The sequence below is a fragment of the Pseudoduganella sp. UC29_106 genome (assembly GCF_044055365.1).
Taxonomy (GTDB): Bacteria; Pseudomonadota; Gammaproteobacteria; order Burkholderiales; family Burkholderiaceae_D; genus Rugamonas.
Map to the genome: position 1 here is coordinate 4,286,725 of NZ_CP171977.1, position 25,124 is coordinate 4,311,848.

The 25,124-nt window shown below is 64.3% G+C and carries 18 protein-coding genes and 3 pseudogenes; 9 read left to right on the top strand and 12 right to left on the bottom strand.

Translation table 11 applies throughout. From position 1 onward, the window contains the following. Positions 1-32: 32 nt before the first annotated feature. Both ACHMW6_RS21380 and ACHMW6_RS21385 read right to left on the bottom strand, forming a co-directional pair. Positions 33-604: pseudogene (locus tag ACHMW6_RS21380) on the bottom strand (RBBP9/YdeN family alpha/beta hydrolase). Next, positions 604-1,638, bottom strand: coding sequence for a 3-keto-5-aminohexanoate cleavage protein (locus ACHMW6_RS21385; protein ID WP_395399713.1), 1,035 nt, complete (start codon positions 1,636-1,638; stop codon positions 604-606). Before ACHMW6_RS21385 ends, ACHMW6_RS21380 begins: the two are co-directional and overlap by 1 nt. 152 nt (positions 1,639-1,790) lie before the next feature. Here ACHMW6_RS21385 and ACHMW6_RS21390 point away from each other — a divergent pair. After that, positions 1,791-2,821: pseudogene (locus ACHMW6_RS21390) on the top strand (YeiH family protein). Positions 2,822-2,830: 9 nt separating this feature from the next. On the opposite strand, the gene ACHMW6_RS21395 reads toward ACHMW6_RS21390, so the two are convergent. Continuing rightward, positions 2,831-3,475: an anti-sigma factor gene (locus ACHMW6_RS21395; RefSeq protein WP_395399715.1), complete on the bottom strand. Its 645-nt coding sequence runs from the start codon at positions 3,473-3,475 to the stop codon at positions 2,831-2,833. Beyond that, positions 3,472-3,993 (bottom strand): sigma-70 family RNA polymerase sigma factor, encoded by a 522-nt coding sequence (locus ACHMW6_RS21400; protein ID WP_395399717.1) that lies wholly within the window; start codon positions 3,991-3,993, stop codon positions 3,472-3,474. The genes ACHMW6_RS21395 and ACHMW6_RS21400 overlap by 4 nt, the downstream gene beginning before the upstream one ends. Positions 3,994-4,112: 119 nt before the next feature. Here ACHMW6_RS21400 and ACHMW6_RS21405 point away from each other — a divergent pair, with 119 nt between their 5' ends. Genes ACHMW6_RS21405 through mctP form a run of 4 tightly spaced genes read left to right on the top strand, consistent with a single transcriptional unit; the run spans position 4,113 to position 7,060 of the window. Continuing rightward, entirely contained in the window at positions 4,113-4,985 is an 873-nt protein-coding gene (locus ACHMW6_RS21405) for a metallophosphoesterase family protein (RefSeq protein WP_395399719.1), read from the top strand. A gap of 3 nt (positions 4,986-4,988) precedes the next feature. Beyond that, the gene (locus tag ACHMW6_RS21410) at positions 4,989-5,357 is read left to right on the top strand and encodes a cupredoxin domain-containing protein (protein ID WP_395399721.1); all 369 of its coding nucleotides are present in this window, start codon (positions 4,989-4,991) and stop codon (positions 5,355-5,357) included. A 27-nt stretch (positions 5,358-5,384) separates the two neighbouring features. Continuing rightward, on the top strand, positions 5,385-5,564 hold the full coding sequence (locus ACHMW6_RS21415) for a DUF3311 domain-containing protein (RefSeq protein WP_395399723.1): 180 nt from the start codon (positions 5,385-5,387) through the stop codon (positions 5,562-5,564). Beyond that, positions 5,564-7,060, top strand: coding sequence for a monocarboxylate uptake permease MctP (gene mctP, locus ACHMW6_RS21420; RefSeq protein ID WP_395408681.1), 1,497 nt, complete (start codon positions 5,564-5,566; stop codon positions 7,058-7,060). Before ACHMW6_RS21415 ends, mctP begins: the two co-directional genes overlap by 1 nt. A gap of 108 nt (positions 7,061-7,168) precedes the next feature. On the opposite strand, the gene ACHMW6_RS21425 is transcribed toward mctP, so the two are convergent. Then, positions 7,169-8,386, bottom strand: coding sequence for a DUF4861 family protein (locus tag ACHMW6_RS21425; RefSeq protein WP_395399725.1), 1,218 nt, complete (start codon positions 8,384-8,386; stop codon positions 7,169-7,171). Between the two features lie 10 nt (positions 8,387-8,396). After that, positions 8,397-9,917: a galactarate dehydratase gene (gene garD / locus ACHMW6_RS21430; RefSeq protein ID WP_395399727.1), complete on the bottom strand. Its 1,521-nt coding sequence runs from the start codon at positions 9,915-9,917 to the stop codon at positions 8,397-8,399. Between the two features lie 179 nt (positions 9,918-10,096). On the opposite strand from garD, the gene ACHMW6_RS21435 reads away from it, so the two are divergent. The 4 genes from ACHMW6_RS21435 (at position 10,097) to ACHMW6_RS21450 (ending at position 14,897) form a co-directional block, all read left to right on the top strand. Beyond that, positions 10,097-10,798: a FadR/GntR family transcriptional regulator gene (locus ACHMW6_RS21435; protein ID WP_395399729.1), complete on the top strand. Its 702-nt coding sequence runs from the start codon at positions 10,097-10,099 to the stop codon at positions 10,796-10,798. 108 nt (positions 10,799-10,906) lie between these two features. Further along, positions 10,907-11,632 carry a rhamnogalacturonan acetylesterase gene (locus ACHMW6_RS21440; protein WP_395399731.1) on the top strand — a complete coding sequence of 242 codons (726 nt, stop codon included), beginning with the start codon at positions 10,907-10,909 and terminating at the stop codon, positions 11,630-11,632. 8 nt (positions 11,633-11,640) lie between these two features. Further along, positions 11,641-13,479 (top strand): glycoside hydrolase family 28 protein, encoded by a 1,839-nt coding sequence (locus ACHMW6_RS21445; protein ID WP_395399733.1) that lies wholly within the window; start codon positions 11,641-11,643, stop codon positions 13,477-13,479. Between the two features lie 14 nt (positions 13,480-13,493). Further along, positions 13,494-14,897 (top strand): glycoside hydrolase family 105 protein, encoded by a 1,404-nt coding sequence (locus tag ACHMW6_RS21450; RefSeq protein ID WP_395399735.1) that lies wholly within the window; start codon positions 13,494-13,496, stop codon positions 14,895-14,897. A gap of 62 nt (positions 14,898-14,959) precedes the next feature. On the opposite strand, the gene pelA is transcribed toward ACHMW6_RS21450, so the two are convergent. The 6 genes and pseudogenes from pelA to ACHMW6_RS21480 form a co-directional block, all read right to left on the bottom strand. After that, positions 14,960-16,147, bottom strand: a complete 1,188-nt coding sequence (pelA, locus tag ACHMW6_RS21455; RefSeq protein WP_395399737.1) for a pectate lyase — start codon at positions 16,145-16,147, stop codon at positions 14,960-14,962. After that, positions 16,144-16,707: a DUF5605 domain-containing protein gene (locus ACHMW6_RS21460; protein ID WP_395408682.1), complete on the bottom strand. Its 564-nt coding sequence runs from the start codon at positions 16,705-16,707 to the stop codon at positions 16,144-16,146. Before ACHMW6_RS21460 ends, pelA begins: the two co-directional genes overlap by 4 nt. Continuing rightward, positions 16,697-17,569 (bottom strand): annotated as a pseudogene (locus ACHMW6_RS21465) (DUF5060 domain-containing protein); the annotation flags it as partial. The gene ACHMW6_RS21460 and the pseudogene ACHMW6_RS21465, both read right to left, overlap by 11 nt. Before the next feature lie 129 nt (positions 17,570-17,698). Then, positions 17,699-19,465: a glycoside hydrolase family 28 protein gene (locus ACHMW6_RS21470; protein ID WP_395399739.1), complete on the bottom strand. Its 1,767-nt coding sequence runs from the start codon at positions 19,463-19,465 to the stop codon at positions 17,699-17,701. After that, positions 19,462-23,451: a pectinesterase family protein gene (locus ACHMW6_RS21475; protein WP_395399741.1), complete on the bottom strand. Its 3,990-nt coding sequence runs from the start codon at positions 23,449-23,451 to the stop codon at positions 19,462-19,464. The genes ACHMW6_RS21470 and ACHMW6_RS21475 overlap by 4 nt, the downstream gene beginning before the upstream one ends. Then, positions 23,448-25,124, bottom strand: coding sequence for a DUF5060 domain-containing protein (locus ACHMW6_RS21480; RefSeq protein ID WP_395399743.1), 1,677 nt, complete (start codon positions 25,122-25,124; stop codon positions 23,448-23,450). Before ACHMW6_RS21480 ends, ACHMW6_RS21475 begins: the two co-directional genes overlap by 4 nt.

Genomic DNA, 25,124 nt, shown 5'->3' on the forward strand with positions numbered 1-25,124 from the left:
TGGCAATGGTTCAGCGGTGGCAACGGTTCTGATCAGGATACGCGCAGCGCCGCAATCAACCCCTCGGCCAGCCGCCATTCGCCATAGCCGGACGCCGGGTTGAGGTGCCCCACCTCGCCCAGCGGCACAATATGACTCCCCCCACCCCAGCGCCAGCTCCTCAACCCGCGCCAAACGTCCCAGCGGATCATTGCTGCTGATCGCCGCAATGCTGGGAAACGGCAGAGGCCCTCGCGGCACCGGCAGCCAGCCCGCCTGACCCAGTTCATCGAGCGTAGGAAAACCCCGGTGGCATCGCCTCCTCGAAATCGGGCGGTGTCGCCATCAGCACGCCCTGCACCGGGCGCCGGCTCTGCTGCGCCCAGTGCGCGACCATGATGCACCCGCCGCTGTGTGCAACGAGGATCGGCTCGCCGTCGATGCCGGCAACCGCCTGTTCGATCGCCTCCACGCGCGCCGCACAGGAAAGGTCCGCCCGCCCCATCGGCGGCACCGTGTGCACCGGCTGGCCGGCGGCTTCCAGACGGGCGGCCAGCAAAGTCTGCCAGTGGGCTTCCACATGGTCGCGCAGCCCCGGCACAATCAACACGGTAGCCAGCGACATCAGGCCACCTTGCGGCGGTTAGGGGCAAAGCCATTGCGCGCCAGGGCCTCGTCCGCGTTCCGATAGAACTCGCCGATGCGGTAGATGCGGCGCGCTTCGTTGCCGTCCGCGATTTCGCGGCCGAATTCGCGCGAGATACGCACCAGCTGCTCGATCTGGCGCACGGAGCTCATCTTCTCCTTGCGGTCCTGGGTCCAGATATTGTCCTCGATGCCGCAGCGCACATGCAAACCCATGGCGATCGCCATCATATTGATCGGCAGGACATTCAGCATCGACGATTCCAGCGTCAGCACGGAACCATCTGGGCAGGCGCGCACGAAATTGGCCAGGTTGTAGATGTTCGGCGCATCGAAGCCGCCGCCGATGGCGACCCAGGTCAGGATCAGCGGCACATTGGCCGCGCCGCGGCGCATCATGCGCTCCACGGTTTCCAGCTGGGTGATGTTCGCCAGCTGAAAGTGCGCCTGGATGCCCTTGGCCGACAGGCGGCGGATGTGCTCCTCCAGCCATCCGGGGCCGGCCGGAATCGTCATTTCACGGTACGCCTGGTACAGGGCCGGATCGGCGATCGAAGTGCCGCGCAGGTCCGCATCGCACATCTGCTCGACGATGTTCATCTGGTTGGAATTGACGGCCACCGTCACCTGGTCCGGCGCCGGGGTCAGCTCGGCCAGCATGTGGCGCGTATCGTCGCTCAGCCACTTGGCCGCTTCGCCCTCGCTCTCGGGGGCGAAGGAAATCGAACCGCCGACCTGGATGATCATGTCCGGCACGCGGGCGCGCACGCCGGCAATCAGCTCATTGAACTTGGACAGGCGCTTGGAGCCGTGGCCGTCCATTTCGCGCACATGCAGGTGCAACACAGTGGCGCCGGCGTTGTAGCAGTCCACCGCTTTCTGGATCTGCTCTTCCATGGTCAGCGGAATATCTTCCGGGAAGTCGGCCGGCATCCATTCCGGTCCATAGGGTGCGCAGGTGATGACCAGCTTTTCCTGGTTTTCGGGGAACAGGGAACCGTCGAGGAAATTCATGGGGAATCCTTTGCTGATTGGGTAAGTGGGACGAATCGTTACTGCCATCCTCAAAGAATTCGCGCGCCAACGCCCCCCCACCGCCGAGGGGGGCCGCCCTCCCCGCCGGCGCGCACAATCGGCCCGTCTACAGAGCCATTTGCGAGCCCACCATGAACGACACCACTCTCGCCGTCCCCGCCTCCACCTCCCGCCTGCGCGCCGCCTTCGACCGCTACTCGCCCGGCCTGCTGGTGAGCGGGATCATTGCGGCGGCATCCACCTTCCTGTCCGACCACTACGGCGCCTCGGCCATGCTGTTCGCTCTCCTGTTGGGGATGGCGGTCAACTTCCTCTCGCAGGAGGGCCGCTGCATACCAGGCCTGGAGCTGGCAGCCAAAGGCGTGCTGCGCACAGGCGTCGCCCTGCTGGGCATGCGCATCACCTTCGGCCAGATCGGGCAGCTGGGCAGTTTTCCGCTGCTGCTTGTGCTGGGCAGCGTGGTACTGACGATTGCCTTCGGGCTGCTGGGCGCGCGCCTGGCCGGCTTCAAATACGCCTTCGGCATGCTCAGCGGCGGCGCCACCGCCATCTGCGGCGCGTCCGCGGCGCTGGCCATCGCGGCCGCATTGCCCGCCCACCCGCTACGCGAGCGCGCCACCATCTTCACGGTAATCGGCGTATCGCTGCTTTCCACGGTGGCGATGGTGGCCTATCCGCCCATCGTCAACGCGCTGGGCCTGGACCCGCAGCAGGCCGGCATCTTCCTCGGCGCCACCATCCACGACGTGGCCCAGGTGGTGGAGCGGGCTACAGCATGTCCACTGAAACAGGCGACACGGCCACCGTGGTCAAGCTGCTGCGCGTGGCCATGCTATTGCCGGTGATCTTCACCGTTTCCGTGGTGATCCGCATGCGCAGCGACGGCACGGGCAGCAAGGTGCCGATGCTGCCCTGGTTCGCCGTGGCCTTCGCCGTGCTGGTGGCCATCAACAGTACCGGCTGGATTCCCCACATCGTGCAGGACGGCGGCAACGCCCTCGCGCGCTGGTGCCTGGTCACGGCCATCGCAGCCATCGGCGTGCGCACGCGGCTGCAGGAAATCGTCAGCGTCGGCATCAAGCCGGTGCTGCTGATGCTGGCGGAAACGCTGTTCCTTGCCTTGCTGGTGTTGGCCGCGCTGCTGTGGCACGGAGCCCGCTGAGGGCCGCGCCTAGTGCGCGGCGGCGTGCGCGGCCAGCTGCATCAGCTCCTGCGCGTTCAGGTCGGACACCAGCGTGTACTGCATGCCCTCTCCATGCCACTGCACCAGCTGGAAGCCGCGCCGGCTGGCAAGATGGCGGGGCGGCGCGTTTGCAGCGGCCGTCGGCTGGATGAACATATTGATCCAGTGCAGGCGGTGGCGGTACACCAGCACCGCCACCGTGCGGCCCTGCAGGACTTCGAGCCGCGCGCCGGCCAGCGGGAAGCCTTGCGCTGCGAAGTCGCGCACGGGCGGGGTGTAATCGAGCTTGCCGGCGAACCAGGGCTTGACGGTGTGCTGGTCCGTGGACGCCACGTCAGTCAGGTGATCCACTTGCAGCGAACGCAGATGGCTGTCCACCAGCAGCGCTGCCGTATCGGCAGGCGCCGGTGCCAACCAGAGCAGCGCGAGCCACAGGGCCAGCGCACCGGAGGCGAAACCGCCCGCCAGCCAGGCCGCGCGGGCGCGCAGCAGCTCGGGCCAGCGCCAGGAGCGCGGCGGCGGCGCCGATTCGCCGATCTGCTTCAGGATCGCCTGGCGCAGCGCAGTCGGCGCGGTGTGATAGCTGGCCCGCTCGCGCAGCAGGGCGCTCAGTTCATCGTCTGTCGGCTTCATGATGCCTGTTCCTCATCCAGTCCGCCCAGCGACTGGCGCAACAATTTCCGCGCGCGCGACAGCCGCGACATCACGGTCCCCAGCGGCACGCCGGTGATGCGGGCGATGTCCTCATACGATAGCGCCTCCAGTTCGCGCAGCACGAGCGCCTCGCGGAAAGCCCAGGGCAAGCCGCGTATCGCGCCGTCCACCTGTTCGCGGCGCACGCGCACGAGCAGCAGCTGTTCCGGCCCGTCCGCCTCGTCGGGGTACTGCGCTTCAACTTCTTCGTCGAGCGGCAGCATCTCATGCTTGCGGGCGCGTAGGTAGTCGAAGCAGGCGTGGCGTACGATGCTCAGCAGCCAGGGCTTGACCGCTTCGCCGCGCAGGCTGTCGAAGAAACGCCAGGCGCGCAGGCAGGCATCCTGCACCACGTCCTGGGCAGCCTGCTCATCGTGCAGCAGCCAGCAAGCGAGGTTGTATGCCGCATCCAGGTGCGGCAGCACTGTCGCTTCGAATCGCGGCCTGTTGGCAGTCAAAGAGTCCTCCTTCTTCAACCAGACGTAGTGAACCCTCAGTTTATTCCCGTCGAAGGCCGGGAATATTTCACGGCGCTCACGCGTCTGATAGTCATGTCCCCCCTCTTAAGGAGCATGCCATGATCACGCGACGCGACTTCCTTCAGCTTGCCGCCCTTGGCGGCGGAGCGGTGTTTGCTTCCGGCCTTGCCGGCTGCGCGCAAACGGCGCGCGGCGGCAACGCCGATTTCTATTTCGTCCAGCTGTCGGACACCCACTGGGGCTTCAAGGGCGCCGCCAATCCTGACGCCGCCGTCACCTTGCCCAAGGCGGTGGCGGCAGTGAATGCCCTGCCGGTGCAGCCCGACTTCATCGTCTTCACCGGCGACCTGACCCACACCACCGACGACCAGGACGAGCGCCGCCGCCGCATGCGCGAATTCCGCCAGATCGTCGCCGATCTCAAGGTAAAACAGCACTACTACCTGCCCGGCGAACATGACGCCTCGCTGGACCATGGCGCCGCCTTCATCGAATTGTTCGGCCCCACTCACTACAGCTTCGCCCACCGCGGCGTGCATTTCATCGCAGTCGACAATGTCTCGGATCCCGGCGCCAGCGTCGGCGACGAGCAGATCGCCTGGCTGCAGGGCGAACTGGCCAAAGTACCCACCGGCGCGCCTATCGTGATCCTGACCCACCGCCCCTTGTTCGACCTGGCCCCGAAGTGGGACTGGGCCACGCGCGATGGCGAAAAAGTCATGGCCGCGCTGCTGCCTTATCAGAACGTCACCATATTCTACGGCCACATTCACCAGGAACACCATCACCAGACGGCCCACATCCAACATCATGCGTCGAAGTCGCTGATCTTCCCCCTGCCGGCACCAGGGTCGCAGGACAAGCGCGTGCCCCTGCCGTGGGACGCGGAGCACCCATACCGGGGCCTGGGATTCCGCGAAGTGCGCACTGCCCAGCCGCTGCCCTTCACCCTGAACGAGCTGACGGTGTAAATCATGAACGGGATCAAGGCTTTAACAGCGGTGCTGCTGAGCGGCGCCCTTCTGGCGGGCGCCGGCGCGCGCCATCGTCTGCACGAACCTGGGGATGAGACTACAATCCAGATCACTGCCCAGCGCTTTCATTACAGTCCTGATGAGATAACAGTAAAGCGGGGCACACCGGTGGTGTTGGCGATTACGTCCCTGGACTTCGTGCATGGCTTCAAAGTGCCGGAACTGGGAATCCGCGTTGACCTGCCGCCTGGCAGGGTGACCGAGGTGCGCTTTACTCCGCAGAAGACCGGCAGGTTCGATTTTTTATGCGATAACTTCTGTGGCAGCGGGCATGAGGAAATGTCAGGGCGGATCGTGGTCGTCGACTGAACAATAACTCTGCAAAGGAGATACGCCATGCGCATCCTGCTCCTGCTGCCCTTCATCGGGCTGCTCCTTACGCCGCTCTACAATTTCGAAAATCCCAGGCTATTCGGCTTCCCCTTCTTCTACTGGTACCAGTTCGCCTGGGTACCGGTGACTTCCCTGCTGATCTGGCTCGTCTACAAGAACGGCAAGAACAAGGGAGAAGAATGATGGACATGCAGATCAACTGGACGGCGCTTGGCGTCTTCATCTTCTTCTTTGTGCTCGTCACCGTAATGGGCTTCCTGGCCTCGCGCTGGCAAGGCGGCGGCACCGAGCATGGCGGCGGCGACCTGCAGGAGTGGGGCCTGGGCGGCCGCAACTTCGGCGCCTGGATCACCTGGTTCCTCGTCGGCGGCGACTTCTACACGGCGTACACGGTGATCGCGGTTCCCGCGCTGGTGTATGCGGTGGGCGCCTACGGTTTCTTCGCCCTGCCCTATACGATCATTGTCTACCCCATCGTCTTCATCATCATGCCCAAGCTCTGGCAGGCCGCCCAGCGTGCCGAACACGTGACGGCGGCTGACGTGGTCTACGGTCGCTACAGTTCGCGCGCACTGGAATTCGCCGTCGCGCTGACGGGCGTGGTGGCGACCATGCCCTATATTGCGCTGCAGCTGGTGGGCATGGAAGTGGTGATCAAGGCCCTCGGCCTCACGGGCGAGCTGCCGCTGGCGGCGGCCTTCATCGTGCTGGCCCTGTACACCTACTCCGCCGGCCTGCGAGCGCCGGCGCTGATCGCCTTCGTCAAGGACCTGATGATCTATGTCGTGGTGCTGGTGGCCGTGGTGCTGGTGCCGGCGAAGCTGGGCGGCTATGGCGCGGTGTTCAGCGCCGCGCAGGACGCATTCGCAGCCAAGGGCGGCGCCACCGGCGTCACGTTGAAGCAGTCGCAATTGCTGCCTTACGCCACCCTGGCGCTGGGCTCCGCGCTGGCCGCCTTCATGTATCCGCACACGCTGACCGGCATCTTCGCGGCCAACAGCGCGGACACGATCCGCAAGAACGCTGTCTTCCTGCCGGCCTATACCATCCTGCTTGGCCTGATCGCGCTGCTGGGCTTCATGGCTCACGCGGCCCACCTGCCGATCGCCACCAATAACGATGTGGTCCCGGCGCTCTTCAACGCCCTCTTCCCCAGCTGGTTCGCGGGCTTCGCCTTTGCGGCGATTGCCATCGGTGCGCTGGTGCCGGCTGCCGTGATGTCGATCGGCGCAGCCAATCTGTTCACGCGCAATTTCTGGAAGCCTTACGTCAATTCGAATGTGACCCCTGAGGGCGAAGCGAAAGTGGCGAAGATGGTGTCCCTGGTGGTGAAGGTGGGCGCGCTGGTCTTCATCATCTTCCTGCCGACCAAGTTTGCGCTGGATCTGCAGTTGCTGGGCGGCGTGTGGATCCTGCAGACCTTCCCTGCCGTGGTGTTCGGGCTGTGGGTCGGTTGGTATCGCGCCCCGGCCCTGCTGGCCGGCTGGGCGGCCGGACTGATTTCCGGCAGCTGGCTGGCACTGGCTGATGGCATCAAGCCGGTGCATACCTATATGGTCGGGGGCGTGGGGTACACCATCTACACCGGCCTGGTGGCATTGCTGATTAATGTGGCGGTGGCTTCGGTGGTGCAGGTGGCGATGGGATCGCAGAAGGCTGCGGCTCCGGCCAAGGCTTGAAACCCAAGGCAGATGCTGGTGGCAGGCACGATGTGCCAGCCACCTGGTCCGAGGCGCGTAACGGGTGTCAGGCACATCGTGCCTGACACCCGGGTTTGCCGTGGGTTCTTACTGGCCGTCCACCGCAACCTTCAGCGGACTGCGCTCGCGGGCAATAAACTCCGCCACCGCGGCCCGCCACTGGTCCATGCGCTTGAACTCTGAAGCGCGATCCCACGCAGCGCCCATCAGGTAGCGCAGAGGTTCGCCCGACTTCACCTTGGCCAGCACCAGCGAATTCCGCTCGTCCTCGGCAAAGGTGGCGCCGCCGGAAGGAATGGCAACGGCCGTGCCGAAATCGCCGTTGGACTTCTGGTGCACCCACTGCAGCACAGCGCCGCTGGCAGCGTCGTTGGCGGCATCCACCCTGGCTTCCTGCCCCTTGTCGGCAGGCGTCTTGTTGACGCCGACGGCCACCGTCAACTCCGGACGACCGCCGAACTGGAAGGTGCTGCTGACGCGGTCGAACTGCTGGCCCGCGTCCAGCGAAATGCGCTTGGTTTCGGAAACGGCCACGCCGCCGCCATCCCAGGTGTCGTAGGTGACTTCGAACACCGTGCGCACGGGGCCGTTCGCCAGCACTTTCCAGGTGGCGTAGTTACGGCCAGTCCACAGGCGCTGGCCATCCCAGATGCCGGTGCCGCCCAGGCCGCGCGTGGTGCCCACGTTGTACATGTCCATGCCCTCGCCTTCATCGACGTGGTAATGGTCATGGCCCTTGTTGTACCAGCGGTCCACGATCGGATAGCTGACCTTCTTGAACCAGATATCGATGCCGCTGGTGACCAGCACCTCCTTGCCGGAACCGGCGGGCGCCGGGGCGGCAAGCGCCGGGCCATACATGCGGTGGCCGATGCGGTCGTTCTCCCAGGCGAAATCGTCCAGGCGCTCCGGCACGTAGCGGCCGAAGGTCTTCGCCGGGAACACCGGCGCCATGCCTTCGATCTTCTCGACCGTGAAGCGCGCGGATTTCTCGCCCTTTGCGAAATTGTGCTGGAACAGCAGCTCGCCATAAGCCGCGCCCACATTCTTCGGGTCCTTCAGCTGCGGCGCCACATTCGTGACCTGGTAAGGCAGCGCCTGGCCCTTTGCATCCTTCACCACAATCTGCTGCAGGCGCGCGCCGGGCAGCGCCGCGTTCACGGACGTCCAAGGCACGGAGATGGTTTCGGACGGCCGCGCCGCATCGAGATCGTGGCTGACGGTGATCGTCATGCGCTCAGCGGCATTTGCGGTACCCACGGCGCCGGCGGCGATTGACAGGACCAGGAAGAGTTTTCTGCGCATCGTTTGTCTCTCAGGTTATGGGCGCCGGGTTGAAGAGCACCAGCGCGTTATGAAGCCGATGATGTTCGGCCCAGGTCTTCTTCCCGCTCGCCACATCGAGCATCAAGTGGAAGAGTTCCCAGCCGACGTCCGCGATGGATGCCTCGCCGCTGGCGATGCGGCCCGCGTTCACGTCCATCAGGTCGTGCCAGCGGCGCGCCAGGTCGTCGCGGGTGGCGACCTTGATCACGGGGACAGGCGCCAGGCCATATGGCGTGCCGCGCCCCGTGGTAAAGATATGGAGGTTCATGCCTGCCGCCGCCTGCAGCGTGCCGCAGATGAAGTCCGAAGCCGGCGTGGCGGCGTAGATCAGGCCCTTCTGCTTCAGCTTCTCGCCCGGCGGCAGCACACCCGCAATCGGCGCGGAGCCGGACTTCACGATCGAACCCATGGCCTTCTCCACGATGTTCGACAGCCCGCCCTTCTTGTTGCCCGGCGTGGTATTGGCGCTGCGGTCAACCCCGCCGCGCTTCAGGTATTCGTCGTACCAGGCCATCTCGCGGATCATGGCTTCGGCCACTTCCGGCGACACGGCGCGCGAAGTCAGCTGGTCGATCCCGTCGCGCACTTCCGTCGTTTCCGAGAACATTACGGCGGCGCCGGCGCGCACCAGCAGGTCGGTAGCATAGCCGACGGCCGGATTCGCAGTCACGCCGGAAAACGCATCGCTGCCGCCGCACTGCACGCCGACCACCAGCTCGGAGGCAGGCACGGTTTCGCGACGGCGCTGATCCAGCACTTTCAGGTGTTCCTCCGCCTGCGCCATGATGGACTGGATCATGGATTCGAAGCCGACATGCGCCGCATCCTGCAGGCAGACCACCGGCACGTCCGCATCCAGGCTGCCCTTGATGGGAATCACGCCGCGCGGCAGCAGGCGTTGCGGCTGCAGCTTCTCGCAGCCCAGGCTCACGATCATGGCTTGGCCGCCGAAATTCGGATTCAGGCTGATATTGCGCAGCGTGCGGATGGGGATCACGCCGTCCGGCGCATCGATGGCCACGCCGCAGCCGTAGCTGTGCTCCAGCGCCACCACGTCTTCCACATTTGGATACTTGGGCAGCAGTTCGGTGCGAATGCGGCGCGCCGCGTGTTCCACTACGCCCGCCACACATTGCACGGTGGTCGTAATAGCCAGCAGATTGCGCGTGCCCACGCTGCCATCCGGATTGCGGTAGCCCTGGAAGGTATAGCCTTCGAGCGGCGCCATATGGGGCGCGGGTGCGTTGGCAATGGGCAGATCGTCGAGGGCGCGCGCTTCAGGCATTTTCACCAGCGCTTCGCTGATCCAGCTGCCGGCCGGGATGTCGCGCGCGGCGAAGCCAATGGTGACGTTGTAGCGGCGGATCGGGTCGTTCTCTTTCAGGTCGGCCAGGGCCACCTTGTGACCCTGCGGCACGCCATCCTTCAGAACCAGGCCGCTTTCGAGCACTGTGCCACTGGTCAGGCCACCGTCATTTACCACGATTGCAACATTATCATTGTCATGCATCAGAATGATGCGGGGACGGAAGATGTCATAAACTGTTGATTTTCAGGGGCGGCAGGACCGGAACTGTGGGTTTTCTTAAATTCAGTATGGCCGAAATAAATCATTTTGGCTAGTCCGCATTGCTTATTTGGTCTGACCGCTTTAGAATCCAACATACCACTTACGCGAAAAGAATGCAGATGAACGCGACACCAAAAAAATTGCCAGAACTGGTCGCACCGGAAACCCGCCTGTACCGCCAGGTGGCGGACAAGATCCAGGTCATGATTGCCGAGGAAGGCATTGCCGCCGGCGAGCGCCTGCCCTCCGAGCGCGACCTTTCCGCCAAGCTGGCCGTCAGCCGTGCTTCACTGCGCGAAGCGCTGATTGCGCTGGAACTCTCGGGTGTCGTGGAAGTGCGCGGCGGTTCGGGCGTTTATGTCGCCGCCAAGTCGGAAGAACCGAAATCCCTCTCCGAAGAAGGACCCGGCCCGTTTGAAGTGCTGTCCGCGCGCCGCCTGATCGAGTCCGAAGTCGCCGCCATTGCTGCGCGGGTAGCCACCGACGGCGCGATCGACGCGATCCTGCGCGCCGTGGAAGAGATGGAAAAGCACCACGACAATTACTCCACCAACGAACACCTTGACCGCAACTTCCACCTGGCGATCGCCGCCGCCACCGGCAACAGCGCGCTGGTAGGCGTGATGACTTATCTGTGGGATCAGCGCGGCCGCCTGTGGCACAAGCTGAAGGAACACTTCCGTACCGAAGAACTGCGCAAGGAAACCCTGAGCGACCACCGCCAGATCTTCCTTGCCATTGCCAATCACGATCCCGCCGGTGCACGCCAGGCCATGCGGGCTCACCTTGAACGGGTTACGCGCACCTTCTCGCGCGGTTGATAACAATAAGATTGACCGTGAGACCACGGCCGCCTGCGCGCGGCCCCTGTCGATAACGGCACGGAGTACGCGAGGTGCTCTACATAAAACAGATGGAGACTCTGACTTATGACCTCGCGTTCTACGCGCTGGCTGGCCACGTTCGGCCTGGCCCTTGCCGCCTCCTCCGGTTTCGCCGGCTCTGCCTCCGCGGCTGATGTCCGGGTAATCCTTGTCGGCGATTCGACCATGGCCACCCGCAGCGGCTATGGCGACGCCCTCTGCGCTCGCTTCACAGCCGCTGTCGACTGCATCAACCTCGCCAAGGGCGGCCGCTCCACTTCGTCCTTCCGCGCCGAAGGCCTGTGGGACAAGGCGCTGCAGCTGGTGCGAGAATCCGCCGGCAAGCCGACCTATGTTTTGATCCAGTTCGGCCACAACGACCAGCCAGGCAAGCCTGGCCGCTCCACCGACCTGGTGAAGGAATTCCCCATCAATATGGCCCGCTATGCGCGCGAAGTGCAGGAAGCGGGCGGAACGCCGGTGCTGGTGACTCCCCTCACCCGACGCCAGTTCAAGGGCCAGTGGCTGAGCAATGACCTCGCCCCCTGGGCTGCCGCCACGCGGCTCGCCGCGGGCGAAACGAAGGCGCCGCTGCTCGACCTGAACACGGACAGCCAGGCCGCCGTGCAAGCGATGGGCGAAGCGGAAGCCGACACGCTGGCCGAAGCCCCGAAGCCTGAACCGAAGTTCGACCGCACCCATCTCGGCGACAAAGGCGCGCGCCTGTTCTCGGGCATCGTGGCCGATGAATTGCACCGCGCGGTGCCGGCACTGAATAAATACTACAACTGAGGAGACACATGCAGGTTTCGAATTTTTCCCGCCGCGGGATGCTGAAACTCGCCGCCGGCGCCGGCGCAGCGCTCGCACTGCCCGTGCGTGCAGGCGTTTCCGGCGATCCCTGGCTGGTGGCCGACGCCATTGTCAACCGCCTGAAGCGGCCCATGAACTTCCCCAAGCGCGACTTCGTGGTCACCGAGTTCGGCGCGGCGCCCTGCGCCACGCGCAAGGTGAAAGCCTGGGCTTCGCACGATGACCAGGAAATGCTGCCGACCCAGGCTGAAAACGCGAAGGATTGCTATGCCGCCTTCAAGGCCGCTATCGACGCCTGCGTGGCGGCAGGCGGCGGCCGCGTGGTGATTCCGAAGGGCGACTGGTTCTGCGCCGGCCCGATCGTGCTGCGCTCGAACGTGCACGTGCACCTGCAGGCTGGAGCCCACATTTTCTTCTCGCAGAAGCCGGACGACTATGCCAGGTACGGCGACTACGACTGCGGGCCGAATGGCAAGCTGACTCTGTCGCGCTGGCAGAGCAATGATTGCCTGAATTACTCGTCCATGATCTACGCCTTCAACGAGGACAATATCGCCCTCACCGGCGAGGACTGGACTTCCGTGCTGGATGGCCAGGGCGGCGTGCCATTCAACGCCGAGGGCGAATGCTGGTGGACGTGGAAGGGCCGCAACCGCACGATGAATGCGGTGTCGCAGAACACCATTCCCGGCCATCGCGCGGGCCAGCTGTCGCAGGTTACGCCAAACCCGAGCAATAAGCCGCTGGCGCAGGTAGCACCCTGGCTGAGCGAGGCCGAACGCAAGCATATCGAGGGTGAAGGCAACAAGTGGAGCCATGACGAGCAATACTTGCCGGCGCTGTCCGAGGCGGGCGTGCCGATCGGCCAGCGCGCCTTCGGCAAGGGCCACTACCTGCGTCCGCCCATGATCCACATCGTCGGCTGCACCAATGTGCTGCTGGAGAACTACCATGTGATCAACACGCCGTTCTGGCAGCACCACCCTGTCCATTGCCGCAACCTGGTGATCCGCAATGTACATGCGGAGAGCCTGGGCCCCAACAGCGACGGCTTCGACCCGGAAGCCTGCGACCATGTGCTGGTGGACCGCTGCACCTTCGATACGGGCGACGACTGCATCGCCATCAAGGCCGGCAAGAACCGGGACACGCAATTCGGCCCGTCGCAGAACATCGTGATCCAGGGCTGCACCATGCAGAGCGGCCATGGCGCCGTGACGCTGGGCTCCGAAATGGCCGGCGGCATCGAGAACGTGTTTGCGCGCGACCTGGTCTTCGAGAACAAGAACTGGGCCTCCAATCCGCTGAACACGGCGATCCGCCTGAAAACAAATATGAACCGCGGCGGCTACCTGCGCCACTTCTACGTGAAGAATGTGCGCATTCCGAACGGCGTGCAGATCAGCCCATCGTTCTATGCTTCCCTGCCCGGATCGCCGATCGCTTCGCGCACCGTGGCCACGGCCGCCGGCGCAGTTGTCACCTTCGACTGCGATTACACGCCGACTGCGGACAATATCCGCGTGCGGCCGCCGGAAGTTTCGGATGTCCATATTTCCAACGTGACCGTGGGCAATATCAGCAAGGGCGGCAAGAGCGGTTCCTGCTACCAGGCCGTAGTGATCCTCGGTCCTGTGGCTTCCGACTACAACGGCCCGCAACCGATGCCGAGCGTGCTGCCGGTGCGCCGCGTGACCATCAGGGACTGCGACTTCGGCAATCCCGTCAACAAGGACCAGCCGCTTTACCTGTACAACGTGCAGAATCTGAAACTGGAGAATGTGACCATCTCCGGCAAACGCGTGGATGCCGCCCTGTCGGCCTGATAGTGAGGAATGCCTTGAAACTGAAAACCAGTCTTATCGTGATGGCCGCCGTGCTGGGCATGTCGGCAAGCACCGCCTTCGCTGAAGGTCCGTACCGCAATCCGGACAACAAGAACCAGAACGATGCCGGCGAAGGCACTTATCCAATTCCCTACAAGATGCCGCAGGTGGCCGAGATCACGGAATCGCTGAATCGCGTGCGCGCCTACCTGGACAAGGTCACGCCGACCCAGGTGGTCAGCAAGAAGACCGGCCAGCCGATCACGGACTTTGGCACGCCGGTGGCGGATGCCACGATCGAGCCGTCCAAGGGCGATTTCGGCATCATGGTATATGAAATGGGTGTGGTGCACGCGGGCCTGATCAAGGCGCGCCAGGTCACTGGTGACGCGCGCTTTACCGCGATGACGGAGCGCCACCTGAACTTCATCGGCCAGATGTACCCCTACTTCAAGAAGCAGGAGGAGCAGTTCAAGCTGGAACGCAACAACGCTTTCTCGCGCCTGATCGACCCTCGCTCGCTGGACGATGCCGGTTCCTACTGCGCGGCCATGATCCGCTCCCGCCTGAACCAGATCGGGCCGGACCTGTCGCCCATCATTTCGAGCTGCACGGACTGGGTGGCCAACAAGCAGGTGCGCCTGAAGGATGGCACGCTGGCGCGCAACCGTCCGCAAGCCTGGTCGCTGTGGGGCGATGACTTCTACATGGGCGTGCCGGCGCTGGCCGAAGCGGGCCACCTGACCGGCAAGCAGGCTTACTACGATGACGCCGTGAAGAATGTGCTGAACATGTCGAAGTACCTGTTCAACGATCAGCTGAACCTCTACACCCACGGCTGGAACGCCAACCATACGGATGCGCCGCGCTTCTACTGGGCGCGCGCCAATGGCTGGGCGGTGCTGGCGATGTCCGACCTGCTGGACGTGCTGCCGAAGAATCACCCCGGCTATCTGAAAGTGCTGGCGCAGCTGCGCAAGTCCATCAAGGGCATCGCCGAACTGCAATCCGGCGCGGGCCTGTGGCACCAGATGATCGACCGTAACGACTCCTACCTGGAGACTTCGGCCAGCGCGATGTTCACCTATGTGATCGCGCACGCGATCAATGAAGGCTGGATCAACCCGACCACCTACGGTTCGATTGCGCAAGCAGGGTGGAACGCCCTCTCAGCCCGCATTAACGCCGAAGGCCAGGTGGAAGGCACCTGCGTCGGCACCACCTTCGCGGGCGACCAGACCTACTACTACAACCGTCCAACCAGCGTGCACGCCCTGCATGGTTATGGTCCCACGCTCCTGGCTGGCGCCGAGATGATCCGCCTCATCACGAATCCGAAGATCGCCGTCGACTACAAGGTACGCACCTACCATTACATGGACAAGGGCACCCAGGCCGACTACCGCGAGCACCACTAAAATCCGCGGCGTTACCCCAGGTGGCTGCCACATCGTGGCAGCCACCAGCTTCCGCCCCTGGTTCAAGGTTTGCGCGTCCAGGCCTCAAAAGCCTGTTTAGCTTTGGCTGGTCCGTTACTGAACCAGCCATAGCCTTTTTGCCTCTCCTCGCTCAGTTCCTTCACATCATCGTGGATGCTGCGGTCACGATCCCCAAAGATCGGCCTCATCGTCTTCAGGTCATAGTAGCGCGCCCAGACATTCCCCGGCAGCGCCACCTTCTGCAGCCAGGACATCCCCGCATCGATTGACGCCTTCAGCTCCGGGCTAGGATCGGACAGCTGCATCAGCAGCACCAGCAGGCGCGCGCTTTCCGTGCTGGTCAGCGCGGCCGGTTCGAAATTGCGCGCGCCGACCGGGGCCAGCGTGATTGCGTCATGCTGCTGGCACCAGGCGGTGCGCACGCCGTCAACCATGATCTGGCTCGCCAGCAGGACTCGGATCGCCTTGTCAGCGGCCGTGCGGGCATCCGCCGCTACAGTCTCAGGTACGAAGGCATAGTCGCTCCTGCGGTTCGCCACTTCCAGCAGCACTTGCAGGACATTGGCGAAGGCATCGTCGTTGAAGGTGATGGCGTCGTGGTAGCCGCCTTGCAGCGGATAGACTTGCGGGAAGCCGCCGTTGGGATATTGTGAGTTCAACAGGTAGCTGACGCCGCGCAGGGCTGCCTTCCGGTATTCGTCGCCTGCAGCGCCGGGCGTTTGCGCCTGGACGCGCGCGAGGAATTTCAGCTCACTCGTAGTGGCGTTGTTGTCGATGGTGCCGATGAAGTTCCAGGATTCCTTGCCATCAAAGGAGACGTAGTGCTGTCCGCGCTGGCGCACGGGTCCCGTGCGGTCCACGTTCTTGCCCCAGCCGCCGGAAGGGGTCTGGAAGCTGACGATATTATCTGCAACATGCCGCGCTTCCGGCGTCCCATACCACGCAGCCGGACGGTTGCGCGCCATCCCGCCATCGCCGCCACCGTGCGGCGGCGCGGGCGGGATCGCCGCAGCCGGCATGTCCGCGCGTTCAGCGGCCAGCGCGCCCTTGTCGGCGTCCATGGCCGCGCGGGAGCGAGCGAGGTAGGCCTGCCAGGCGCCCTGCTCCGACGCCGGCAGCGCAGCAATGCGCGCTTCGGTCAGCGGCTGCGCAGGCGTCATATACCCCAGCACTGCGCCATGCGCCGCAGCCGGAGCGGCGGCCAGCAGAACGATCACGCCACGGTTCATGGCACCCTCACCAGCCGCACCGCCATATAAGGACGCCCCGGCAGCGGAATGCTGCGCCCGTCCTTATCGGCGAAGTAGTAATCGTCATGCTTACGGATCTCGAACACGCCATCAACCGGCGCCACCGTCATATTCCAGGTGTCGATGACTTCGGCCCGGAACTTCATCCCATCCTTCAAATCGGTCTTGAACAGCATTACCGGCCAGCTCGCAGGTTTCTGCGTACCGAAGTAGCCAAGGTAGTACTGGGCGTGTTTGCCTGCAAACGGATAATTCTGCCACTTGTCGATCGGCTCCAGCCCCTCGGCTGGGCTCTCGCTGAGGATCTTGCGGAAGAAAGCCAGCCGCGGCGGGCTTTGTCCGCGCATCGTTCCGCCGCGCCCAAGCCACATCATGCCATTCGGCTCCTGGTAGCTTTCGCTGTGGCCGACATAGGTGCCGGCAATCGCGCCTTCCCAGAAGCGCAGCACCAGCTCCTCCGGCTTCAGTTGCCCCCCAGCGGCGCGTAAAGTCGCCTTCGTATTTGACTTCGTCATACACCACAGGTTTGTTGTACACATCGCGGAACAGCACCGCACGCTCGAAGTCTTCGGCAATCGCACCGCTTTGCACGCTCACGTGCGTCACCCACGGCTTGGTGTGGTTGTAGATCACGAAGGCATTGTGGATGGAACGCAGGTGGTTGTATGGGTCGCTGGACTGCACGATCTGGAAGTAGCTGTCCCAGTCCGCCATCGTCTTCTCTTTCAGGAAGTCGAACTCGTTCGCCATCGACCACCACACATTGCGATAGGCCGACAGGCGCGCGACGACGTACTTCAGGTAGCGCTCATTGACAGCGGCGGGCATCCGGTCAAAGCCCCAGTAGCCTTTGTCGTAAGGGTGGAAGAGGATCAGGTCCGCTTCAATGCCGATATCGCGCAACTGCGCCACGCGCTGCTCAAAGTTGCGGAAAAACTCCGGGTTGAAGCGCGTGAAATCCCAGGCTTTCGGCGGCTGGCCAGCAAAGGGGTAGCGCGGCGGAACGCTCTTGTCGTCATGGTTCGGGAACACGGCCATGCGGATCTTGTTGAACGGGGATGCGGCCAGGGTGCGCAGGGTTTGCTGCTGCAGCGCCTCGGGCTGGTGCGTCCACGCATAACTCGTAGTGCCGACCTGCCAGTATGGGGTGCCGTCTTCGTAGGCGAAGTGCCAGGTGTTCTTCACGCGCACCGGACCGTGGTTGCCTGCAGAAGGCGCGACGGCGGTAACGCTGCCCTTCTTGCCATTCAGCTCGGGACGATTGCTCTGCGTTTCGTACTGCCATTCGCCGAGGGCGTCCGGCATGAAACGGATGATGTATTTGCCGTCGCCGTCATAGAAGCCCGGCACCTTGACGGTGCGGCTGCCCTGGCGGAAGGTCGCCGCGAAATCGACTTCCATGAACGGGTTGCCGGCGCTGGGACCGGACAGCGTAATCTCGGGCGGTGCCCCAGCGCTCGACGGGAGCCGCGCGGGCAAGGCCGCAGAGTACCAGCCCGCACAGGGCCAGAAGCAAAAGACGCAGCCGCTTCATACGTTGTACTCCTTGCCATCGATGCGCACATTGCGCAGCTTGAGTCCCTGCACGTTGTAGGCGAACCAGGGCTCAGCGCCGTTGCGCGGCGTGCCGAAGTCCGAGTCGCTGACGGTGACATTCGTGATCGGCAGGATGGCTGTGCCGGGCGCGCCGTTGAAGCTGGCCGCCACGGGACCGAGCAGCACCATGGCCTGATAGCAGGAGAACGACCCTTCGGCCACTTTCACATTGCTGACGCGGACATTCGAGATATGCACGTCGGACACCTGCGGCGGCCGCACGCGCACGCTGTCGTCATTGGGCGCGTAATCGCAGTCGATGGTGATCACGGCGCCGCCGCTGGTGGAGACCTTGCCTGCCAGCGGAGATCCCGGCAGGGTTTTGTAGAAGCCGCCCTTGGTGCGCACGCCGTTCGGCAGCGTCACATCGCGCACATAGAAGTGGCGCAGGTAGCCGCCACGATTCATGTTCGTTTTCATGCGGATGGCAGTGCCCAGCGGGTCGTGGTCCCAGAACGCGTTGCGGAATTCGATCTTCTGCGCATAGATATGCTCGATACCGCCCGCCATTTCGCTGCCCAGCGTAACGCCGCCGTGGCCGCGGTTCATGATGCAGTTCTGGACCACCATATTGCGCGTTGGGCCGTATTGCGAGTCGCGGTTCTTGCCGGATTTGATGGCGATGCAATCATCGCCGGTGTTGAACAGGCAGCCTTCGACGAGGATGGTGTCGCAGGACTCGGGATCGAAACCGTCCGAATTCGGGCCGATGCTTTCCATGCGCACTTTGGAGAAGTGGATGTTGCGCGAGTTGACCGGATGGTGAATCCAGAACGGCGTGTTGATGACCTGGTAGCCCTGCATCAGCACATCCTCGCAGTCGACGAATTCGACCATCGACGGGCGCAGGTAGTGGCCCAGGCCGAATACGCGGCGCTCGGCGGGCACGCCGGCTTCGGACAGCAGCGGCAGGTACTTGTCGTCGGCGCTCCAGTTGGCGTGGCGCGTGGGCAGTCTGGCGATCGGCTCCTCGGCGTTGTTCGGATTGGCCGCGCCCTGGTGCGTGGTGCTGCCGGGCGCCGCGCCGGCAGGGTTCATGCCCCACCAGCCGTTGCCGCTGCCGTCTTCGAAGGGCACGCCGGCCTGGCCGTTCAGGATGCTGGTCCAGTCTTCACCGGTAATGGCGATATTCTTTTGTCCGCGCGCGTAGACCATGGGCGAGAAGTTCAGGCAGTCATTGCCTTGCCAGCGCGAGAGCACCAGCTTTCCGTGGTCGCCGCAATCGTAGTCGCCGTCGCGGGCGAAGTCCTTGGCGTTAGCGCTGAAGTAGACTTGCGCGCCCTTGGCAAGGTGCACGTGCACGTCGGACAGCAGCACGATGGGACCTTTGCAGTACCAGTTGCCGGCAGGGATCAGCACCCGCCCTCCTCCGGCCTTGCTCGCTGCGGCGATGGCGGCTTTAATCGCCGGGTAGGCGTCCGGCGATTGCGGCGCGGGCGTTTCGAGTTCGCCTTTGACTTTCACTTCGACCAGGCCCTGGATTTTTACCCGTTTGCAGGGTTTGGCGCCGAAATCGGTGATCGGGAAATCCTTGTTCGGGAAGCTGAGCGGCTTGGCGAAGCGGTCGATGATCTGCTGGGCGCGGGCCCACGGGTCGGCGGCTTGCGCGGCCTGTGCGGCGGCCAGGGCGGGCCAGCCGGTGCTGGCGATCGCGCCGGCGCTGGCGGCGGCTTTCAGGATGGTGCGGCGGGTTGTGGTCATGGCCTTACTCGGAAGTAGTCAACGTCAAGGTAGCCGGCGCCAGGTTGGACGCCGGTGCTGAAAAGTCCCATCTGCGCACCGACCCAGCGTCCTTTGGAGGCGCCGAATTGTTGGCCGGCCGGCGTGTAGGTTTGTCCGTCAGTGCTGTAGGCGAATTCGGCCTGGGCGCCTGGCTTGATTTGCATGCGCAGGTGAAGCGCTGCCGGGGCGTTGTCCATGACGACTGTTGCCTGCTCCGTGCAGCGCATCGCGGCTGGCGTGCACGTTGTGTAGACCAGCTGATTGCGTCCTTCATGCTTGCGCAGGCCGAGCCAGGCGTAGCTCATGGCGTTCAGGATCAAGCCGGCGCGGTCGCCGTTTTCTGCTTTTGCGAGTTCTATGCGCGTGTCGACGGTAAATTCTTCGGCCGGGAGTTTTTGCGTGAGGATGTTCGGAGCGGCCCGCACATAATCGTTGGCCGCGGGCGCCGCCTGCACTGGAAGGCGCAGCCAGCCGGGATGGACGGTCAGCGAGGCCCAGTTTTGCTGCGGGTTGGCGTTCCATTGCCATTGCGGGCCGAGACCCGTTTCACTGAATTCGTCGCTCGCCGCCGGAGCATCGGCCGGCGCGTTGAGAGCTGCGTCGGCTCGCAGGACAGCCGGCGCGCGAGGACGGTCGGTCGGCGTCGCTGTTGGCGCGGCTGCGATGGCGCCAGCTGATGCAGGCGTTGGCGCGATCGCCGCGGAGGGCTGCGCGGACACGGGCGCACGAGCGAACGCGGTCAGAGGGGCGGACGCGGGGACGGGGGAGCGCCAGGCGGCGACTGGGTTGCCGGTGCCGGGTTTAGGGCCCGGGGCGCCGATCAGGGGCCAGCCGTCGCGCCACTGCATGGGTTGAAGGTGGGTGATGCGGCCGTAGGCCTTCTTGTCCTGGAAGTGGATGAACCAGTCGCTGCCATCCTGCGCGCGGACCCAGGCGCCCTGGTGCGGGCCGTTCGTGGAAGCGGCGCCCTGCTCCATGACGACGCGGTCCTCGTAGGGACCGTAGATGCTGCGCGAACGGAATACGGCCTGCCAGCCCTCCTCCACGCCGCCGGCCGGCGCGAACACGTAGTACCAGCCCTCGTGCTTATAGAACTTGGGGCCCTCAAGCGTCTTGTAGCCGGCGAGCTTGTTGCCATCGATGACCACGGGACCCTTGTCGTCCAGCAGGCGGCGCCCATCAGGCGACATCTGGCGCACGGTCAGCACATTGTTGAAGCCGGCGCGGCTCTTGGCCCAGGCGTGCAAGAGATAGGCGCGGCCATCGTCGTCCCACAACGGCGTGGGATCGATGATGCCTTTGCCCGGCAAGAGCAGGTGCGGCGCGCTCCAGGGACCGGCGAAATTCTCGGCCGTGATCACATACACGCCGAAATCCGGATCGGGATAGAAGATCCAGAACTTGCCATCGTGATAGCGCAGGCACGGCGCCCACACGCCATCGCCATAGCGCGGCGTGGAGAAATGCGCTTCGGGCACAAGACGCGGCAAGGCGTGGCCAACCAGGGACCAGTGCACGAGGTCTTTTGACGTCAGCAGCGGCAATCCAGGAACGCTGTTGAAGCTGGACGCAGTCATGTAATAGGTATCACCGACGCGGATCGCATCCGGGTCCGAATAGTCCGCGTGCAGGATCGGATTGCGGTATTCGTCCACCCGCGGATTCCAGCCCTTGCCATTATCGAAGCCCGCAAACACGGCTGCGCGCGAGGAGAAGCGCTCGGCTTCGGCGGCGCTCAGCGCACTACCGCCCTTGCGCGCGGACAGGTCGAGCGGCTTGCCGCCCAGGTCCATGCTGTTGTACTCGAACCAGCCCGTACCGCCGCGCGGCTCGCCCTGCCAGCCGGCGGGCGCAATGTGCCTGTCGATACGGCTGTTGATGTGGACGACCTTGTCCCACGCCGTCGGCACGCCGAAGCGGGCCAGGTAGATCGAAGCGGGTAGCGTGTCGTTGCCGGCCGGGCCGGGACCGTGCGTGAAGCGGCTGTTCAGGAAGACGAAGCCAGGATCGTCGGCGCCGACCGTGCGCGCCTGCACCACATAGCCGCCCTTCTCCGAGCCGCCGCTGTGGCCAAGCGAGCGCAGTTCGCATTCCTCGAACAGCGCTGCACGGTTGTAGCCCCAGATGAAATCGATGGTTCCCGCGATCAGGCTGCGGTAGAACCATGCGTAGCCGTTGGTGCGGATCGTATCCTGCTCGCTGATGAAGTTCGAATAAGTGGCTACGAAACGCCCCTCGCTGTTGAAGTTCACGGCTTCGGCCTGGCCGCCGATGGTCTTGCTGTTCCAGGTCGTATTGTGGACGGTCAGCGTGTCCAGCTGCAGCATGTCCGTGTCTTCCACGAGGAAGACCGAGCGGCCGCCGCTTGCGCCGGGCGCCAGCGGCGCAAGGCCGGTGCCGCTGCCTGCGTTGCGGCCGTCGCTGTTCTCGGCGGCGATCACCACGCCGTCGCGGCTCTCGCCGCGCAGCGTTACATTGTCCTTGCCGCGCAAGTAAAGCAGCTCTTCATAGCGGCCATTGGCGATGCGGATCGTCACCGGCTCGGCCCGCGGCACATTCTTCATCACGTGGTTCAGGGCGCCCTGCACGGTGCGGAAGTCGGCCTGGCCGTCGTCGTCCACACTGAACGAGCGGCCTTTCGGTGCGGCGGCGCGGGTGCGGAAGCGCCAGCCGGCAGCCTTGCCGATGCCGTCGAAACGCTTGCCCGCCAGGCTGGCGTTGGCGAACAGCTTGCCGTCAACGGAGGCGTAGTATTCGGCGCCATACGCGAGTCGGTTGTCGTGCAGGCGGATGGTGGCCTTGTTGCCGTCCAGCTGGATGGGCTGCCAGCGCACCACGCGCTGATAGCCGTCCGGCGTGTCGCCGATGGCGTTGACTTCGTGGCCGACATGGATTTCGTCAACCAGCTTGTTGTCGGATGCGCGCCAGACGCGTACGGTGCCTGTGGCGCCCAGCGTGGGCGCGCCGTCGAACCGGAGCCGCAGCACGCTGTCCACCGGCACATCGCGCGCGCCCACTGCCGGCTCGACCCGGCCTTGCAGCGCGTAGGACTGGCGCGACTCCGCGAATGGCGGCGCCACGTTTGCGCTGAGCGTGAGTCCCACATTGGCGTCGTTGACGGCCCTCAGCGTAATGGCCGCCTTGCCGCCGCGCTTGGGTGTGACGACCAGCATATGGCCCTGCACTGCCACGCCGGCGATGGCGGGGTCGGAGGAGCGTGCGGTGAACGCGCTGGCGGCGATGCCGTCGCGCGTCAGGGTTCGCACCGGGTAGCGCTGGGTGGCTCCGCCCGCCTGCAGGCTCAGTTGCAGGCCGCGCCGCGCGAGGCCGATGCTGACCGGAGCTACCTTCATGTCGCCAATACGCAAATCGTCCACTTCGAAATCGCCGCCGGTGGACATAACGCCAACCCGAGCGGGCGGTAGCGAGGGTTCGTCCATGCCGATGGTGCGGAAGCCGTTCACATGCAGCGTGAGCAGATTGCCGTCCCGGTCCAGGCGCATGGTGTAAAAGCTGCCTGCGGGATCGGCTTCGCGGCCAACACGCTTCAGGGAGCGCAGCTTGCCATCCTCCATGCGCACGACCACGAGATTGAGACGGTCGCTGCCCGGCTTGACGTCCAGGCCGAATCCGAGCCAGTTACGTTCGTCGGCGTAGGCGGCGATGATCAGGCCCTGTCCTATGCCCTGGGCTGGCCGCAGGCGAGCTTCGACAAAGTGCGCGCCCTGGCTCACCGCCTGCGTTTCGGCGGCCGGGACCAGGTGCGCAACGCCGTCGGCGCGGGAGAGCAGCAGCTTGTTGGGCGCTTCGGATTGGGCGCGAGTCGAGGGCGCGGGCGCGGCGGTGTCCCACGTGCCGCTGCCCTGTTCGAAGTCGCGGCACCAGCTGGCGCCGCCGGGACATGCCGCGCCGGCGGCGAAAGACAGCGTTGCCGCGAATGCCGCGGCGATCAGTTTCAGGTTCATGGAATGCGAATGATGCGCAGGGCCATGTAGGGACGGCCCGGCAAGTTGATGCTGCGCTGGTTCCTGTCGGCGAAGGTGTATTCGTCACGCTTCCTGATTTCGAATACGCCATCGACTGGCGTGACCGTCATGTTCCAGGTGTCGATCACTTCGGCGCGGAATTTCATGCCGTCTTTCAGGCCGGTCTTGAACAGCACGAAGGGCCAGGACGTCGGCTTTTCGGCGCCGAAGTAGCCAAGATAGTATTCGGCGTGCTTGCCGGCGAAGGGATAGTCCTGCCATTTGTCGATGGGGTTGAGTCCTTCGGACGGGCTCTCGCTCAGGATCTTGCGGAAGAAAGCCAGGCGCTGCGGGCTTTGTCCTTTCAGCACGCCGCCTTTCGACCACCATGCGATTTCGTTCGGGTCCTGGTAGGTTTCGCTGTGGCCAACGTAAGTGCCGGCGATGGCGCCTTCCCAGAAGCGCAGCACCATTTCCTCCGGCGTGAGCTGGCCCCAGCGCTGCTTGAAGTCGCCCTCGTACTTCACTTCGTCGTAGACGACAGGCTTGTTGTAGACGTCGCGGAACAGCACCGCGCGTTCGAAGTCTTCGGTGATGGCGCCGCTTTGCACGCTCACGTGCGTGACCCAGGGCTGGGTGTGATTGTAGAAAACGAAGGCGTTATGGATGGAGCGCAGGTGCTGCCACGGGTCGGTGGCCTGCACAATTTTGAAGTAGCTGTCCCACTCGGACATGGTCTTGCTCTTCACGAAGTCGAATTCGTTGGCCATCGACCACCATACGTTGCGGTAGGCGGCCAGGCGCGCGACGACGTAGCGCAGGTAGCGCTCATTGACTTCGGGCGGCATGCTGTCGAAGCCCCAGGCACCCTTATCGTAAGGGTGGAAGAGGATGATGTCCGCTTCGATGCCGAGCTCGCGCAATTGCGCTACGCGCTGTTCGAGATGGCGGAAAAATTCCGGATTGAAGCGGTTGAAGTTCCAGGTTTTCGGTGGCTGGCCTTCGAAGGGGTAGTAGCGCGGTTCATTCTTGTTGTATTCGTAGTGCTTGGGGAAGACGCCCATACGCAACTTGTTGAAGGGCGCGGCTGCCAGCGTGCGCAGGGTTTGCTGCTCGAGTTCTTCGGTCTGGTGGGTCCAGGCGTAACTCGTGGTGCCGACTTGCCAGTACGGCGTGCCGTCTTCGTAGGCAAAGTGCCAGGTGTTCTTGACTCTGACCGGGCCGTGGTTGCTTTTACTTGCTGGCGTCGCGGTGATTGTGCCTTTTTGGCCGTTCAGGCTTGGGGCGTTGCTTCGCGTCTCGTAGGTCCAAGCGCCTTCTTTGTCTGGCATGAAGCGGACGATGTAGCGGCCGTCGCCATCGTAGAAGCCAGGGACTTTCAGCGTGCGGTCGCCGTTGCGGAAAGTGGCCGAGAGGTCGACTTCCAGGAATGGGCTGCCGGTGCTCGGGCCGGACAGCACGATGTCGGTGCTCGACCAGCGCTCGACGGCGGCAGGCGCGGATGCAGCGGCGGCCGCTACGACTGTCGCTGCCGCAGATCCGGCGGGCACGAACGCGATGGTGGCGGCGGAGGTGGCGGTGGCGGCGGGCGCAGAGGCGCCGGCTGGCGCGGGGGCGGCGCTGAGGGCTAGCAGCAGCGGGAGGAGCTGGCGAAGGGGGAGCAGGCGATTCAT